This window comes from Dickeya sp. CFBP 2040 (assembly GCF_012273755.1).
Taxonomy (GTDB): Bacteria; Pseudomonadota; Gammaproteobacteria; order Enterobacterales; family Enterobacteriaceae; genus Dickeya; species Dickeya poaceiphila.
In genome coordinates, this window is record NZ_JAAVXH010000113.1 from 96,598 (window position 1) to 112,932 (window position 16,335).

The 16,335-nt window shown below is 53.5% G+C and carries 13 protein-coding genes; 4 read left to right on the top strand and 9 right to left on the bottom strand.

The window, feature by feature from the left end; genetic code table 11:
- Positions 1–4: 4 nt before the first annotated feature.
- A complete protein-coding gene (gene dolP, locus Dpoa2040_RS17265) occupies positions 5–580 on the top strand; it encodes a division/outer membrane stress-associated lipid-binding lipoprotein (protein ID WP_042867996.1) in 576 nt (191 codons plus the stop codon).
- 98 nt (positions 581–678) lie between these two features.
- Here dolP and Dpoa2040_RS17270 read toward each other — a convergent pair whose 3' ends face one another.
- The 5 genes from Dpoa2040_RS17270 to Dpoa2040_RS17290 form a co-directional block, all read right to left on the bottom strand.
- Entirely contained in the window at positions 679–1,989 is a 1,311-nt protein-coding gene (locus Dpoa2040_RS17270) for an alginate lyase family protein (protein WP_168642032.1), read from the bottom strand.
- Positions 1,990–2,080: 91 nt separating this feature from the next.
- On the bottom strand, positions 2,081–2,830 hold the full coding sequence (gene mtgA, locus Dpoa2040_RS17275; RefSeq protein ID WP_168642033.1) for a monofunctional biosynthetic peptidoglycan transglycosylase: 750 nt from the start codon (positions 2,828–2,830) through the stop codon (positions 2,081–2,083).
- Complete coding sequence (gene elbB, locus Dpoa2040_RS17280) at positions 2,827–3,480, bottom strand: isoprenoid biosynthesis glyoxalase ElbB (RefSeq protein WP_168642078.1); 654 nt, start codon at positions 3,478–3,480, stop codon at positions 2,827–2,829. The genes mtgA and elbB overlap by 4 nt, the downstream gene beginning before the upstream one ends.
- A gap of 237 nt (positions 3,481–3,717) precedes the next feature.
- Entirely contained in the window at positions 3,718–6,057 is a 2,340-nt protein-coding gene (gene arcB, locus Dpoa2040_RS17285) for an aerobic respiration two-component sensor histidine kinase ArcB (protein WP_042867987.1), read from the bottom strand.
- A 92-nt stretch (positions 6,058–6,149) separates the two neighbouring features.
- Positions 6,150–7,079 (bottom strand): TIGR01212 family radical SAM protein, encoded by a 930-nt coding sequence (locus Dpoa2040_RS17290; RefSeq protein ID WP_042873721.1) that lies wholly within the window; start codon positions 7,077–7,079, stop codon positions 6,150–6,152.
- 715 nt (positions 7,080–7,794) lie between these two features.
- On the opposite strand from Dpoa2040_RS17290, the gene gltB reads away from it, so the two are divergent.
- Entirely contained in the window at positions 7,795–12,255 is a 4,461-nt protein-coding gene (gltB, locus tag Dpoa2040_RS17295) for a glutamate synthase large subunit (RefSeq protein WP_168642034.1), read from the top strand.
- Positions 12,256–12,264: 9 nt separating this feature from the next.
- Positions 12,265–13,683, top strand: coding sequence for a glutamate synthase small subunit (locus tag Dpoa2040_RS17300; RefSeq protein WP_168642035.1), 1,419 nt, complete (start codon positions 12,265–12,267; stop codon positions 13,681–13,683).
- A 106-nt stretch (positions 13,684–13,789) separates the two neighbouring features.
- On the opposite strand, the gene sspB is transcribed toward Dpoa2040_RS17300, so the two are convergent.
- Positions 13,790–14,287 (bottom strand): ClpXP protease specificity-enhancing factor, encoded by a 498-nt coding sequence (gene sspB / locus Dpoa2040_RS17305; protein WP_168642036.1) that lies wholly within the window; start codon positions 14,285–14,287, stop codon positions 13,790–13,792.
- A gap of 4 nt (positions 14,288–14,291) precedes the next feature.
- A complete protein-coding gene (gene sspA, locus Dpoa2040_RS17310; protein WP_168642037.1) occupies positions 14,292–14,933 on the bottom strand; it encodes a stringent starvation protein SspA in 642 nt (213 codons plus the stop codon).
- Here sspA and Dpoa2040_RS17315 point away from each other — a divergent pair.
- Positions 14,932–15,156: a hypothetical protein gene (locus Dpoa2040_RS17315; protein WP_146411632.1), complete on the top strand. Its 225-nt coding sequence runs from the start codon at positions 14,932–14,934 to the stop codon at positions 15,154–15,156. The two genes, sspA and Dpoa2040_RS17315, sit on opposite strands and share 2 nt — an antisense overlap.
- 99 nt (positions 15,157–15,255) lie before the next feature.
- Here the strand turns inward: Dpoa2040_RS17315 and rpsI are convergent, their stop codons facing one another.
- Entirely contained in the window at positions 15,256–15,648 is a 393-nt protein-coding gene (rpsI, locus tag Dpoa2040_RS17320; RefSeq protein WP_012883053.1) for a 30S ribosomal protein S9, read from the bottom strand.
- Between the two features lie 15 nt (positions 15,649–15,663).
- On the bottom strand, positions 15,664–16,092 hold the full coding sequence (gene rplM / locus Dpoa2040_RS17325) for a 50S ribosomal protein L13 (RefSeq protein WP_012883052.1): 429 nt from the start codon (positions 16,090–16,092) through the stop codon (positions 15,664–15,666).
- Between the last annotated feature and the right edge of the window lie 243 nt (positions 16,093–16,335).

Consider the following 16,335-nt stretch of genomic DNA (forward strand, 5'->3'; position numbering starts at 1 on the left):
CTCCATGAGGATCTACTCTTGCATTGCCGTGCTGTCTGCCTGTCTGATGCTGCAGGGCTGTATTGGCGCTGTCGCAATTGGTAGCGCGGCGGTTGCCACCAAATCTGCGACTGATCCACGGACTGTCGGCACCCAGGTCGATGACGGTACGCTGGAAGTCAGGGTATCCAACGCACTGAGTAAAGACGCACAATTAAGCAAAGAAGCGAGGATTTCCGCAACCGCCTATCAGGGTAAAGTATTGCTCACCGGTCAGGCCCCCACAACCGAACTCGCCAGCAGAGCCAAACAGATTGCCATGGGCGTTGAAGGCACCACCGAGGTGTATAACGAAATTCGCAAAGGTACGCCGATATCACTGGGCACCGCGTCCATGGATACCTGGATCACCACCAAAGTGCGTTCTCAACTGCTGGCTAGCGACCTGGTGAAATCCTCTAACGTGAAGGTCACCACCGAAAACGGCGAGGTCTTCCTGCTCGGCATGGTGACTCGCCGTGAAGCAACTTCAGCAGCGCAGATAGCCAGCAAAGTCAGCGGCGTCAAGCATGTGACGACAGCGTTCAGCTACCTGGATTAATCTCCCTGTTGTTCCTGGCGGCCAATCACTGGTCGCCAGACCAACGACAATCCTTTCACATGGCTACAACTGCCTGCCATATTCATTTTCCTTTATAATCATGGTATTGCCATAACTCCTGCGCTCGCTGGCGGAGATAGCAACCAGATGCTGCGCCGGGTATCAACGCTAATATTCACGCCGGTTTTTCCCTCTGACACACCGTTTAGCAACGGCGCAAACCCTGCCTGTCGGATAACGACCTGATAACGGGAAGCACCGATAGCGCGTTCAGCCTGCAACATCAGTGGGATAAGCGAGCTACTCTCCCGCCGTTCCCGCCCCATCGCTTTATAGGGCCAGGGTCTGGACTCATCAAGATACGAGGCCATGAAATCCAGTGCCGACAGCAGGCTGCTGCCCTGGGAGGTACGATACCGCCACAGATTATCGCCATACATCCCTGCAACCGTCGCCATCAGACTGACAGCCTGCAGATTAAAACCGCTGTAATGGAACGACCGGGTACGTGCCAGTTCCTCCGGTTGTGAACCATCCACCGCCAGTTGATGATCGAGCTTCTGGCGCTGCAATGCCACCATCGCCTTCACCGTTTCCAACTGGCCCAGATAAGCGGCGATACCCGCAACCTGCACCGCATACCAGCTGCCATGATTATTCTTCGCCGTCGCTTCTTGCCTGCCGTTAGGACTGGTCAGCAACCAGTGCAGATATTCCGTCATCCACTGTCGCATCTGTTGTTCATCACTCACGCCCCACCCTGGAGCCTGTCGCAACATGACCAGCGCATCCACGATGCGGGTAGCAAAGAAACGGCCATCAAGCACGCCAGCGCCCCGACCGTCATTTCTGCCTGGAATAGCCTGTGCATAATTCAGATTAGGGTTCATCCGTGTTTCAGGCGCGAGAAACCAGGTGCGGATCATGGAAATGGCTTTCCCGGCATATTCAGGTCTATCGGAGAAATACCATGCCAACGCCAGCACGCGCACCCGATCAGTAAACGTCGTCAGGCGGATAGCATCGGTCTGCTCGCCTTTGGTCGCAGGATTAACCTTGCCGTCATGCCGAACCCAGGGTAGCCCGTCTTTTTTCCGCGGATCAGGCCACCAGTACGCAGCCAGGCTCAAATAATCATGACGATTGCCGCCGGGTGGGATTGAAAGTTTTTGGGTCACCGCCAGATCCGCTTTTTTCATGGCATTATCCGCCGCCTGCAACAACTGCTGATAAGCAAGTTGCATCTGCGGTGGTGCAGTTTGGGTGCGCAATTGCTGTTTGACCTGGATAAGCTTATCCATCTGTAAAAATACATAAGCAAAATTGTCGCTTCTAACACTCGCCACACCAGCAGACACTACCAGCCCCCAGAGTGCAAACGTCATCAGAAAAGCAATGCCATAGCGCATATTCTACCCCATGTTGAGTTGCCATGATTTCCATACAGACGGTAGAAAGAGAAACCGCAGATGGAAAAACCCCACCGGCTAATCAGGTTTGCTAATAGAGTCGATTCGCTTCCAGAAAATTCTCTCCACCGATCTGGCGCATCTGACGCAAAATCCATTGCTGGCGTCGCATGATATACCCAGTTGGTTTACTGGCCCGATAATGGATAGGATTCGGCAACACAGCGGCCAACAGCGCGGCCTCCGCTGCCGTCAGCCGGCTCGCCGGTTTATTAAAGAACTGATGCGAGGCGGCCTCAATGCCAAAAATACCGGGTCCGAACTCGGCAATATTCAGGTAAACCGTCAGTATGCGACGTTTAGTCCACACCCGTTCTACCACCGCCGTTAAACCGGCCTCCAGGCCTTTACGCAACCAACTGCGCCCGTCCCACAACAAGAGATTTTTTACCGTCTGCTGAGACAGGGTCGATGCGCCACGAATACGATTTTCATGCTGCTCGTTATGTTTGAGTGCTGCCGAAATCGCATCAAAATCGAACCCCCAATGCTGGGAAAATTTCTGATCTTCCGCCGCGATCACCGCTAATGGTGCCACAGCGGCGATCTCATCCATCGAGACCCACTCTGAATGGGCCACATAGACAACATCGCCACTCAGCCAGGCGCTGAGTTGGCGATCAATCATCACAGCGGAAAAAGGGACAGGCAGAAAGGCAAATAACAGGATTGCCGCCAACCATATCGCTAACACACCACAAATGATGCGCAACACCCAGCGCCAAATAGAGGCGGCAATGTGCCTCAATCGACCTTTCCCTACATCCCCACCTGACCTCATTCAGCCAGTTCCAAAACACGCGCCACCAGTTTCTCAATTCCGCTAGCGGCTTCGCCAATCGAATTCGCCAGCATGTAGGCAGGCGTTGTCACCACCTTGTTTGCAACATCAACCACAATGTCATCCACAGGGCACGCTATGTGTACACCGCCCATTGCTTCTATCGCCTGAGCAGTTTCTGTATCGTTACCAATTGTAAGCTGTACAGCGGTATCAAGCATTTTCGGCAACATGGCTGGAGCGATGCAAATCAAGCCGATTGGTTTGTTTTTCTTATGAATTTCTTGAGTAAGTATTTTCAGCTCGTTATCAACCTCACAATCGACGCCGCGAATGGCGAAATCACTCAGATTTTTTGCAGCGCCGAATCCTCCAGGGACAATCAGCGCATCCAACTGCTGGGGATCGGCACTGGACAATGACTGAATTTTCCCTCGTGCAATACGTGCCGACTCCGCTAAAACATTACGTTTCTCATCAGTGACTTCACCATTGAGGTGATTAATGACATGTAACTGTTGTTTATCAGGGGCAAAGCAGACAGCCTCTGCACCAGCACGATCAATTGCAAGCAGAGTCAAGACAACTTCGTGAATCTCTGAACCGTCATAAACTCCGCATCCGCTGAGTACGACACCAACTTTTTTCATCACTTATGCCTCATTTCATTACATCAACTAATTGATTTTTTGATTGACAAACACTAATCTACATCACACATTTTAATGATTCTTGTAACAAACAGCGCCATATTTGCTATGGTGTGTGTTGCCAGATAGATGGAGTTTCAAAAACGCTTGCGTACCAATAACATCTGAAAGCGAACGCAGGTGTACAGCTTTCCCTGGTGTTGGCGCATAATTCGCGCACCCCGGCCTCGGTCGGTGTCATTTTTTTTCAGCCTCTGAAACCCAGTCTTTCAATGCCTGCACATCCTGCTGCCAGTCATGTTTCAACTCATCAATCCATTCCTGAACGTTGTCCCACCATGCCGGTAATGTCGTGGTCTGAATCTGTTGCGCAACCTGTTGCAGGTGTTTAAGCCCCACCGAACCTGCAGCGCCTTTGATTTTGTGTCCTTCTTCCGCGATGCCTTTCTGGTCACGGGCAGTCATGTTGGAATCAAGAATCGCCAGATAACCGGGCATCATCTGTTCAAACATCGCCAGGCTCTGGTGAATCAGTTTTGGCCCCACCAAGGTCAGGTACTGCTCCAGCATCGGTATGTCCAGCAAACGATCCTGTAACGACCCGGTATCCACTACCGTGTCTTCCTGGTCCGATTGCGTATGGTGATCCCAATATTGCTGGATTACCGCCGTCAGTGCCGTCACCGCCAGCGGTTTGCTCAGCACATCATCCATGCCAGCATCCAGATACTCTTTTTTATCTTTGAGAACATTTGCCGTCAGAGCGACCAACGGCGGCATTGACTGCCCGGCATAACGCTCACGCAAGCGACGCGCCACATCCAGACCGGTCATATCCGGCAACTGGATATCCAGCAATACCAGATCGAACTCATCCGGGTCGAACATATCCAGCGCCGCCTGTCCGGTCATCGCCACATCGACGCTGCTCCCCAATTTCTCCAATACTGAACGCGCCACCACCACATTCAGCTCAATATCTTCCACTAACAGCACATGCAGCGCTGGCAACGGCAGTTCATCCTGCTCGTCTTCGCCGGGTTCATCATTGGCGACGACTGGCGCTGTCACCGTCAACGCAAAACAGGAGCCTTTGCCCAGTTTGCTGGTCACCTGAATATCACCGCCCATGCTCTGCGCCAAACGCTTGGAAACCGCCAGTCCAATTCCCGTGCCGGTAGCTGGCTTACCACCGTGTTGATCTTTGACCTGATAGTACATGGAAAAGATTTTTTCCAACTCGTCAGCCGGTATGCCTATGCCGGAATCCTCCACCTCAAAACGCAGCCGCTCGCCTTGTTCATGCCATATCCGAACGGATACCCTGCCCTCACGGGTGAATTTCACGGCATTGCTAAGGAGGTTCCACAGAATCTGGCGCAGCCGGGTACCATCGGTGATGATGGTTTTTGGTAACGGTTGATGAAGCTCCATCTCAAGCTGTAGCCCTTTGGGCTGAACCAACAACCCGCCCAGATTCTCCAGGTCAACCACAAAACCGACAAAATCCACTGGCTGATTATCCAGTTGAACCTTACGTCGTTCCTGTTTATCCATTTCGATGATGTCGTTAAAAATATTGCCAAGCGTGATGGCACTGACGTGGATGGTTTTCAGATATTTCTGCTGCTCTGCGTCAAGGTGAGTGTCGAGCAAAATACGGCTCAGACCGACAATGCCATTAAGCGGCGTACGAAGCTCGTGGCTAATAGTAGAGATGAAGGTGGTCTTTTCCCTGCTCGCATTCTCCAACGCGTCCTGATAGCGCTTACGCTCGGTTATATCGCGTCCAAACCCCATCAGCCCATGTCGCTTGCCCATGCGGTCGTAAAACGGCACCTTGCGCAACTCGAAACAGGCTTTGCGACCGTCCGGATAGACCAGCCACTGCTCATAGGTCAATGAAACGTTGTGGCGAAATACTTTTTCATCGGTTTCCATGACTTTTTCGGCAATGTCCGGCGGATAAACATCTTTTGGCGTCAGACCGATCAACTGCTTCTGACTCTTGCCAAGCAGCAACTCCATTGCCCGGTTACAACTGGAAAATTCGTTGTTTTCATTGCGGTAGTAGACCAGATCTGGCGAGGCATCGAGAAAAGAACGCAGCAGCACTGATTGTTGTTCCAGTTCAACCTGTGCCTGTTCACGACGCGCCATTTCTTCACGCAGCTTGGAAACCATCAGCAATCGGGCCTCTTCCGCCTTGATGCGATCACTAATTTCCTGATTCAGCTGCGCGATGTTGCCCTGTAACTGTTCGTTCAGTTCCTGATCGCGCTGGCGCATCTCTTCCAATTTAGCCACCAGCCGCGACAAACGTTGGCGCGACTCTTCAAGTTGTTCCACCACCACGGACAGGAAATAAACCGCCCAGGGCGTGATCAACAAACCGAAGAAAATAGAACGTACTACGTCAATATTTTCCACTTTACCGGTGAGCAACAGCGTCACCGCCATCTGCACCACCAGCGCCAGCAAAACCAGCGCCGACGCCAGTAGCAGGGAAAACCGAACCAGCCCCAATTTAACCATTAAATCAACGTAGTACTGCGCCAACAGCCTGATTTGCCTCATAACAGTGTTCCTTAGTCATCAACCCGCAAATCATACCGTAAAAAAATCATGTGCGTGGTAATGAGCGGTCAATTTGCGAGCCGCCACGGGGGTTAGTTTGTCGAATACTGAAACGGCTGCCCCAACGCGGAACCCTGCGCGCCATGCTGTTGCAGGTAATCATGAATGCCGACCATGCCGGTCCAGCGATTTTCGCACCACAATGGCGCCAGCAACGTTGGCCGCCGGGCGCTGGCGGAGATACGGTGATAGACAATGTCAGGCGGGGTGTGGCGAATCATCTCACCGGCAATCGACACATAATGTGCCAGCGGCAACGCCGTCAATCGACCGGCTCCCCAGGCTTTCGCCATGACGCTACCGGTCACGATGTGCAGCGGATGCAGCTTGATGCCGTCCACGCCAGCTTCCACCACCCGTTGCAGCGTCAACAGGCAATGTTCGTCGCTCTCGCCGGGCAAACCGGCTATCAGATGGCTGCACACCTTGAGTCCTCTGGCGCGAGCCCGCTGAGCGGTCTGCCGGTAACAGGCAAAATCATGTCCGCGATTGATACGTCGCAACGTCCGGTCATGGGCGCTTTGCAACCCCAGTTCCAGCCAGACTTCGTACCCTTGCTCACGATAGTCGGCCAGCAGGTCCAACACGGTATCCGGTACGCAATCCGGCCTGGTACCCACACATAGCCCTACCATATCGGCCTGCGTCAACGCCTGCCGGTACATCGATGCCAACACCTGAACTTCGGCATAAGTGCTGGTATAAGCCTGAAAATAGGCCAGATAACGATGTGCGCGGTTGACCTTGCCTGCCTGTGCGGCCAGTTGCTCGGCGATGCTACGCTGCTGCATCTGTTCATCCGCAAACGACGCCACATTGCAGAAAGTACAACCACCCCGTCCCAGCGTACCGTCACGATTCGGACAGCTAAATCCGCCGTGTAACGTCAATTTATGGATTTTTTCTCCATAGCGACGCTGAAGATCACCACCAAACATATTGATTAATTTTTGCAATTGCATATTCTGATTCTTCATTTCACAAAAAATCAGCCTACCTTTAGCGCCTGTTAACGGCGATGACCCCGATCAAGACGCTCCGGTTTATGCAGCTGCATGTTTATTCGTTTTTCCTGAAAATAAAATCATATTCTTGCTGATTAATTTTTCTTATCTGCGAGGTTCATTCCATTAAAAGATGACCGTAGAATGAAAAACAGTGTCATGAATTAAAAAAATCACACCAAACAGAATAAGATGCCACGAAGTGGCATAATCACAGCATTCAGCAATAAAAACCCGCCATTGCTATAGTGATACAGCTCACAGTTCAGCCAATGACGCCACCTTGCCAACGTCTTATTTTTATTAATTAAATCCTTTTATTTCATAAGCATAAGTAAATTCTGTCCCTAAAGTGCCAGTCTACCATGGAAATTTGACCTGAACAGGGTTTCTCGCTAATTTGGAAATCCGCTGGAAGCTTTCCTGACGAGTTAATGTCTCGTCATATTTATGCAGTAAAGAAGAAGACTCCCTCATCAAGCAAATCACATCACTTGTGAGACCTTACGAGAGGCCAGATAAAAGAGAGCGGCGCACACCACTGATGCCAATCAGGCGCAGTGAAGGGGTCGCTCGCGGTTAGCACGCGGTTAACGCACATTACGCACCCGTATTCTGGTAGTGAGATAACGATTGAGGAAGTCATACAGAGCCTGGGGAGGTTCACTGAGATATGTTGTACGATGCATCCCATGAAAGAGACAACTGTGGTTTCGGATTGATCGCCCATATAGAAGGTGAACCGAGCCATAAAGTCGTGCGCACAGCGATTCACGCACTGGCACGAATGCAGCACCGTGGCGCGATTCTTGCCGACGGCAAGACCGGCGACGGTTGCGGGCTATTACTTCAAAAACCGGATCGTTTCTTCCGTCTGGTTGCCGCAGAACAAGGCTGGCGACTGGCTAACAATTACGCGGTCGGCATGTTGTTCCTCAGCCGGGATGAAGAGAAAGCCCACGCCACTCGCCAGATTGTCGAAGAAGAACTGCAAAATGAAACCCTGTCCGTACTCGGCTGGCGCGATGTGCCCACCAACCCGGACGTATTGGGTGAGATAGCGCTCTCTTCCCTGCCGCGCATCGAACAGATCTTCGTTAATGCCCCAGCTGGCTGGCGTCCGCGTGATATGGAGCGTCGCCTGTTTATGGCGCGTCGTCGTATTGAAAAACGCATACAGGATAAAGACTTCTACGTCTGCAGCCTCTCCAATCTGGTGAATATCTATAAAGGTCTGTGTATGCCGGCAGACCTGCCGCGGTTCTATCTTGATCTGGCAGACTTGCGCTTGGAATCGGCTATTTGCCTGTTCCACCAGCGCTTCTCCACCAACACCGTGCCGCGCTGGCGTCTGGCGCAACCGTTCCGCTATCTGGCGCATAACGGTGAAATCAACACCATTACCGGCAACCGCCAATGGGCACGCGCCCGCGCCTACAAATTCAAGACCCCGTTGATTCCTGACTTGCTGAACGCGGCGCCGTTTGTTGACGAAAGCGGTTCGGACTCTATGTCGCTGGACAACATGCTGGAACTGTTCCTGGCAGGCGGGATGGACATTGTGCGCGCCATGCGCCTGCTGGTGCCGCCAGCCTGGCAGAACAACCCGAATATGGACCCGGAGCTGCGCGCCTTCTTTGACTTTAACTCCATGCATATGGAGCCATGGGATGGCCCGGCCGGTCTGGTGCTGTCCGATGGGCGCTACGCTGCCTGTAACCTTGACCGTAACGGTCTGCGTCCGGCGCGCTATGTCATCACCAAGGATAAGCTGATCACCTGTGCATCCGAAGTAGGTATCTGGGATTACCAGCCTGACGAAGTGGTGGAAAAAGGCCGCGTCGGTCCGGGCGAACTGATGGTTATCGATACCCGTACTGGCCGTATTCTGCATTCAACCGAAACCGATGATGACCTGAAAAGCCGCCACCCGTACAAAGAGTGGATGGAGAAGAACGTTAAACGTCTGGTACCGTTCGAAGAACTGCCGGATGATCAGGTTGGCAGCCGGGAGCTGGATGACGCCCTGCTGGAAACCTACCAGAAGCAATTTGGCTACAGCTTTGAGGAGCTGGATCAGGTTATTCGCGTGCTGGGGGAAAACGGTCAGGAAGCGACCGGCTCCATGGGTGACGATACGCCATTTGCCGTGCTGTCGAGCCGCCCACGCATCATTTACGATTATTTCCGTCAACAGTTCGCACAGGTAACCAATCCGCCTATCGACCCGCTGCGCGAAGCGCACGTCATGTCGCTCGCTACCTGCATCGGTCGAGAAATGAACGTATTCTGCGAAGCAGAGGGACAGGCTCACCGCCTGAGCTTCAAATCGCCGATCCTGCTCTACTCTGACTTCATTCAGTTGATCAATCAGGATCCAGAGCACTATCGCGCTGAGAAGATCGATATCACCTTCGATCCTAAACAACGTTCGCTACAGGAAACCGTCGAAAAACTGTGTGACGAAGCGGAATACAAGGTACGTGCCGGCGCGGTGCTGCTGGTGCTGAGTGACCGTGGCATCACGCCTGATCGCCTGCCGGTGCCAGCGCCAATGATGGTGGGTGCGATTCAGACGCGGCTGGTGGAAAAAAGCCTGCGTTGCGACGCCAACATTATCGTGGAAACCGCAAGCGCCCGCGATCCGCACCACTTCGCAGTACTGCTCGGCTTCGGCGCTACCGCCGTTTACCCATACCTGGCCTATGAAACGCTGGCCCGTCTGGTAGATAACCACTCTATCGACAAACCGTACCGTACCGTGATGCTGAACTACCGCAACGGCATCAACAAAGGTCTGTACAAGATCATGTCCAAGATGGGGATCTCTACCATCGCCTCCTATCGCTGCTCGAAACTGTTCGAAGCGGTCGGCCTGCATCAGGACGTTGCGTCCCGTTGCTTCCAGGGCGTGGTGAGCCGTATTGGCGGCGCAAGCTTCAGCGACTTCGAGCAGGACCTGCAAAATCTGTCCAAACGCGCCTGGCTCAAGCGTCAGAAACTCGATCAGGGCGGCCTGCTCAAGTTTGTTTATGGCGGTGAATACCACGCCTACAATCCTGACGTGGTGAAAACACTGCAAACCGCAGTACACAGCGGCAACTATCAGGATTACCAACAGTACGCCAAACTGGTTAACGAGCGCCCGGCATCCATGCTGCGCGACCTGTTGGCGCTCAAGCCGCAGGAAGGCGCTGCTATCCCGCTGGAGAACGTCGAGCCGGATTCGGAGCTGTTCAAACGCTTCGACACCGCTGCCATGTCTATCGGCGCGTTAAGCCCCGAAGCGCATGAGTCGCTGGCGGAAGCCATGAACAGCCTTGGCGGCTTCTCCAACTCCGGCGAAGGAGGCGAAGATCCGGCTCGTTACGGTACCAATAAAGTATCCCGTATCAAGCAGGTGGCTTCCGGTCGCTTTGGCGTGACCCCGGCTTATCTGGTTAATGCCGACGTTATCCAAATCAAGGTGGCGCAGGGTGCCAAGCCGGGTGAAGGCGGTCAGTTGCCGGGCGATAAAGTGACGCCATATATCGCGCGCCTGCGTTATTCCGTACCGGGCGTGACCCTGATTTCTCCGCCGCCGCACCATGATATTTATTCAATCGAAGATCTGGCTCAGTTGATTTTCGACCTGAAGCAGGTTAACCCGAAAGCGATGATTTCGGTCAAGCTGGTTTCTGAACCGGGTGTCGGCACCATCGCCACCGGCGTGGCAAAAGCGTATGCCGACCTGATTACTATCGCCGGTTATGACGGCGGCACCGGCGCCAGTCCGCTGACATCGGTGAAATACGCCGGTTGCCCGTGGGAACTGGGTCTGGTGGAAACCCAGCAAGCGCTGGTAGCCAACGGACTGCGTCACAAGATTCGCTTGCAGGTGGATGGCGGTCTGAAAACCGGTCTGGATATCGTGAAAGCCGCGATTCTGGGTGCGGAAAGCTTTGGCTTCGGCACCGGCCCGATGGTGGCGCTGGGCTGTAAATATCTGCGTATCTGCCACCTGAACAACTGCGCTACCGGCGTGGCAACACAGGATGACAAGCTGCGCCGCGACCATTATCACGGCCTGCCGAAGCGCGTGGTCAACTACTTCACCTTCATCGCCCGCGAAACCCGCGAGCTGATGGCGGAACTGGGCGTCAGCCGTCTGGTAGACCTGATTGGCCGCACCGACCTGCTGGTCGAACTGGATGGCATCACCGCTAAACAGAACAAGCTGGACCTGTCGCCGCTGCTGCACACCGTCGCGCCGCAATCTGGCAAAGCGCTGTATTGCACCGAGGGCAACCCATCGTTTGATAAAGGGCTGCTGAACAAAGAGCTGATCGCACAGGCTCAGGCGCATGTCGATGCCAGACAGAGCAAAGCACTCTATTTTGACATCCGCAATACCGACCGTTCCGTCGGTGCGACCTTGTCCGGCGTGATTGCGGCGAAACACGGTGACCAAGGGCTGGCGAGCGACCCGATCAAAGTGCATTTCAATGGCACGGCTGGGCAGAGCTTCGGTGTATGGAACGCTGGCGGCGTTGAGCTGGCCCTGACCGGCGATGCTAACGACTACGTGGGAAAAGGCATGGCGGGCGGTGTTATCTCCGTACGTCCACCGGTTGGCTCAGCCTTCCGCAGCCATGAAGCCAGCATCATCGGTAACACCTGTCTGTACGGAGCAACCGGCGGCAAACTGTTCGCCGCAGGCCGTGCCGGAGAACGTTTCGCGGTGCGAAACTCCGGTGCCATCACCGTGGTGGAAGGCATTGGTGATAACGGCTGCGAATACATGACCGGCGGTATCGTCTGCATCCTGGGCCGTACCGGCGTTAACTTCGGTGCGGGCATGACCGGCGGCTTCGCCTACATACTGGATGACGACGGCGAATTCCGTAAGCGCGTCAATCCGGAACTGGTTGAAGTGCTGGATGTGGAAAACCTGGCGATTCACGAAGAACACCTGCGTGGGCTGATTACCGAGCACGTTCAGCAAACGGGTTCACAGCGTGGCGAAGAAATTCTTGCCAACTGGCCGGTCTGGGCATCGAAATTTGCGCTGGTCAAGCCGAAGTCAAGTGATGTGAAAGCGTTGTTGGGTCATCGTAGTCGTTCCGCAGCAGAGCTGCGGGTACAGGCGCAGTAAGAGGTCATCATGAGTCAAAATGTTTATCAGTTTATCGACTTACAGCGCGTTGATCCGCCCAAGAAGCCGCTGAAGATTCGTAAAATCGAGTTTGTTGAAATTTACGAGCCATTCTCGGAAAGCCAGTCCAAGGCGCAGGCAGATCGCTGCCTGGCCTGTGGCAACCCTTACTGCGAATGGAAATGTCCGGTCCACAACTACATCCCAAACTGGCTGAAACTGGCCAACGAGGGCCGGATTATTGAGGCGGCGGAACTGTCTCACCAGACCAATAGCCTGCCGGAAGTCTGTGGCCGTGTTTGTCCGCAGGATCGTCTGTGCGAAGGGTCTTGCACCCTGAACGACGAATTCGGTGCCGTAACCATCGGCAATATTGAGCGCTACATCAACGATAAAGCGATTGAGATGGGCTGGCGTCCGGATGTGTCGTCCGTGCAGCCAACCGGCAAGCGTGTAGCCATCATCGGTGCTGGCCCTGCCGGGCTTGCCTGTGCTGACGTGCTGACCCGTAACGGCGTGAAGGCGGTGGTCTATGACCGTCATCCGGAAATCGGCGGCTTGCTGACTTTCGGTATCCCGGCGTTCAAGCTGGAAAAAGAGGTGATGACCAAACGCCGCGAAATCTTCACGGAGATGGGAATCGAGTTTCAGCTAAACACCGAGATCGGCAAAGACATTCAGTTGAACGACCTGCTGGCAGAATATGACGCCGTCTTCCTGGGCGTCGGAACCTATCAGTCGATGAGTGGCGGGCTGGAAAACGAAGACGCGCCGGGCGTATACGACGCGCTACCGTTCCTGATTGCTAATACCAAGCACCTGATGGGTTTCAAAACCAGCGAACAGGAACCGTATATCTCGATGCAGGGCAAACGTGTGGTAGTGCTGGGTGGCGGCGATACCGCGATGGACTGCGTGCGGACTTCGATTCGTCAAGGTGCGACTCACGTCACCTGTGCCTACCGTCGTGATGAAGAGAACATGCCAGGCTCCAGGCGCGAAGTGAAAAATGCGCGCGAGGAAGGCGTAGAGTTCCGCTTCAACCTGCAGCCGCTCAGCATTGAAATCAACGGTGCTGGTAAAGTATGCGGCGTTCGCATGATTCGTACCGAACTGGGCGCGCCGGATGCCAATGGCCGCCGCCGTCCACAAGCGGTGGAAGGGTCAGAGCATGTGCTGGAAGCCGATGCGGTCATCATGGCGTTTGGCTTCCGTCCGCATAAGATGGCATGGCTGGCAGAGCATGGCGTGGAACTGGATACGCAGGGCCGCATCATCGCACCGGAACAAAGCAACAGTGCATTCCAGACATCAAACCCGAAAATCTTCGCTGGTGGTGATGCGGTACGTGGTTCTGATCTGGTGGTGACCGCGATAGCAGAAGGCCGTAAAGCCGCTGACGGCATCATGAACTATCTGGAAGTCTAATCCCTTCTGATACTCCAAAGGCGGCGCTGGCCGCCTTTAACTTTATCTTGCAGATATAAGCAAACAGTAAAAAGGCACTATGACGTGCCTTTTTTATCAATCGCGATTATTTGACTACTCGCAGGGAAGGTCTGCCGCCTCTCGGTGGCTGCGGCGGTTCATCATCTGGCTGCTCGTTTTGCAATGAGGAAGACTCATTGTCCACCACCGAAATCAGCGTCGGTTTGGATGCCTCTCCAGTTTGAGGTTGCTCACCAAATTCTTCGACGATTTCGTAGGCTGGCTCAGGCTCAAACATGGTGCCCGCACCATTTTCACGGGCATAGATCGCCATCACCGACGCCATTGGAGCGAACACCTGACGGGGAACACCACCAAAACGCGCATTGAAACGTACGCAGTCATCAGCCAGCTCAAGATTTCCCACCGCACGCGGCGCAATGTTCAGGACAATTTGTCCGTCACGGGCAAATTCCATCGGCACCTGCACGCCGGGAATGCTTACATCCACTACCAGATGCGGCGTCAGCTGGTTATCCAGCAACCAGTCATAAAAGGCCCGTAATAAATACGGGCGGCGCGGAGAGAGCTGAGACAACGTCATGCCATTACCCTCTGGACTGCAACCGGATTTCACGCTCAGCTTCAGTCAGTGAAGCGAGAAAGGCATCACGCTCAAACACGCGAGTCATATAACCTTTCAGTTCCTTCGCTCCAGAACCGATCAGTTCGATACCCAGCACCGGCAGACGCCACAGCAACGGAGCCAGGTAACAATCCACCAGGCTAAATTCTTCACTCATGAAATAAGGCGCTTCGTTGAACACCGGGGCAAGCGCCAGCAACTCTTCGCGCAGTTGCTTACGCGCAGCTTCCGCATCCGATGCATTACCATTCAGGATAGTTTTCATCAACGAATACCAATCCTGTTCGATGCGGTGCATCATCAAACGGCTATTACCACGCGCCACCGGATAAACCGGCATCAACGGCGGGTGCGGGAAGCGCTCATCAAGATATTCCATGATGATACGTGATTCATACAACGTCAGCTCACGGTCAACCAATGTCGGCACAGAACCGTAAGGATTGAGGTCGATAAGATCCTGCGGCAGATTATCCATGTCCACCTGCTCAATCTCGACACTCACCCCTTTTTCGGCCAGTACGATACGGACCTGATGGCTAAAAATGTCGGACGGACCAGAAAACAGCGTCATCACCGAACGTTTGTTGGCAGCGACAGCCATGAAAACCTCCAAGTTATCGAAAAAATACGGCGAACAACCGATCGAGAATATGATCCTGCTGGCCTTGCCGCGTTTAGGCTTCCCCAAGGGGGAGAAAGCGGACGACATCCGTCGTTCTGTTAAAATCACTTGCTGGCGAAAGGCACAAAACCGGGCAATAGTGTATCAGATTCTGTTTGTTTTGTGGGGGGATAAGCGTGTTTTCATAGTTAACCCACAGTAATCAAAGCAGATTTTTTCCATGAATAACGCTGAGCGAAAAAAAACCCGGTGATAAACACCGGGTTTTTCTGCGTTGATTTCGCTGCCAGGCAGCCAGAAATTAACGTTTGGAGTACTGCGGACGACGACGTGCTTTGCGCAGACCCACTTTTTTACGTTCAACCTGACGAGCGTCACGGGTAACGAAGCCAGCTTTACGCAGTTCAGAACGCAGAGATTCGTCGTATTCCATCAGAGCGCGGGTGATACCGTGACGGATAGCACCGGCCTGACCAGAAATACCACCACCTTTAACGGTGATGTACAGATCCAATTTACCAACCATATCGACCAGTTCCAGCGGCTGGCGAACGACCATGCGCGCGGTTTCACGGCCAAAGTACTGCTCCAGAGTACGCTGGTTGATGACGATGTTGCCACTGCCCGGTTTGATAAATACGCGAGCGGCGGAGCTTTTGCGGCGACCAGTGCCGTAGTATTGATTTTCAGCCATTGCCTGTAATCCCGATTAAATGTCCAGAACTTGCGGTTGCTGTGCCGCGTGATTGTGCTCGTTACCCGCGTAAACTTTCAGTTTACGGTACATAGCACGACCCAGCGGGCCCTTCGGCAGCATGCCTTTAACCGCGATTTCAATTACGCGCTCAGGACGGCGGGCAATCATCTCTTCAAAGGTCGCTTCTTTGATACCACCGATGTGGCCGGTGTGATGGTAGTACATTTTGTCAGAACGTTTGTTGCCGGTTACAGCAACTTTTTCTGCGTTCAGAACGATGATGTAGTCACCGGTATCAACGTGCGGAGTGTATTCCGCTTTGTGCTTACCGCGCAGACGACGAGCCAGTTCAGTAGCCAGACGGCCAAGAGTTTTGCCGCTCGCGTCAACAACGTACCAGTCGCGTTTTACGGTTTCTGGTTTAGCTGTAAAAGTTTTCATTAAAAGCTTACCCAATTTAAGTTACACGTTGGTGAACACCCAAACGCTTAAATAAATAGTGTTGAGGTTCACACGGCTATCTAGTCCAGCAAACCTACCCCTTCGAATAGCTATTGCCAGCGCGATTAAAGTTTCGGGAAAAAACTTTGTTGTAACGTGGGGTCGCAGGATTATAGAGAAGTCGATTTCAAAGATCGACTTTTTTCTCTAACAATTTCCTGCCCACCTACGTCGCCGGTTGCA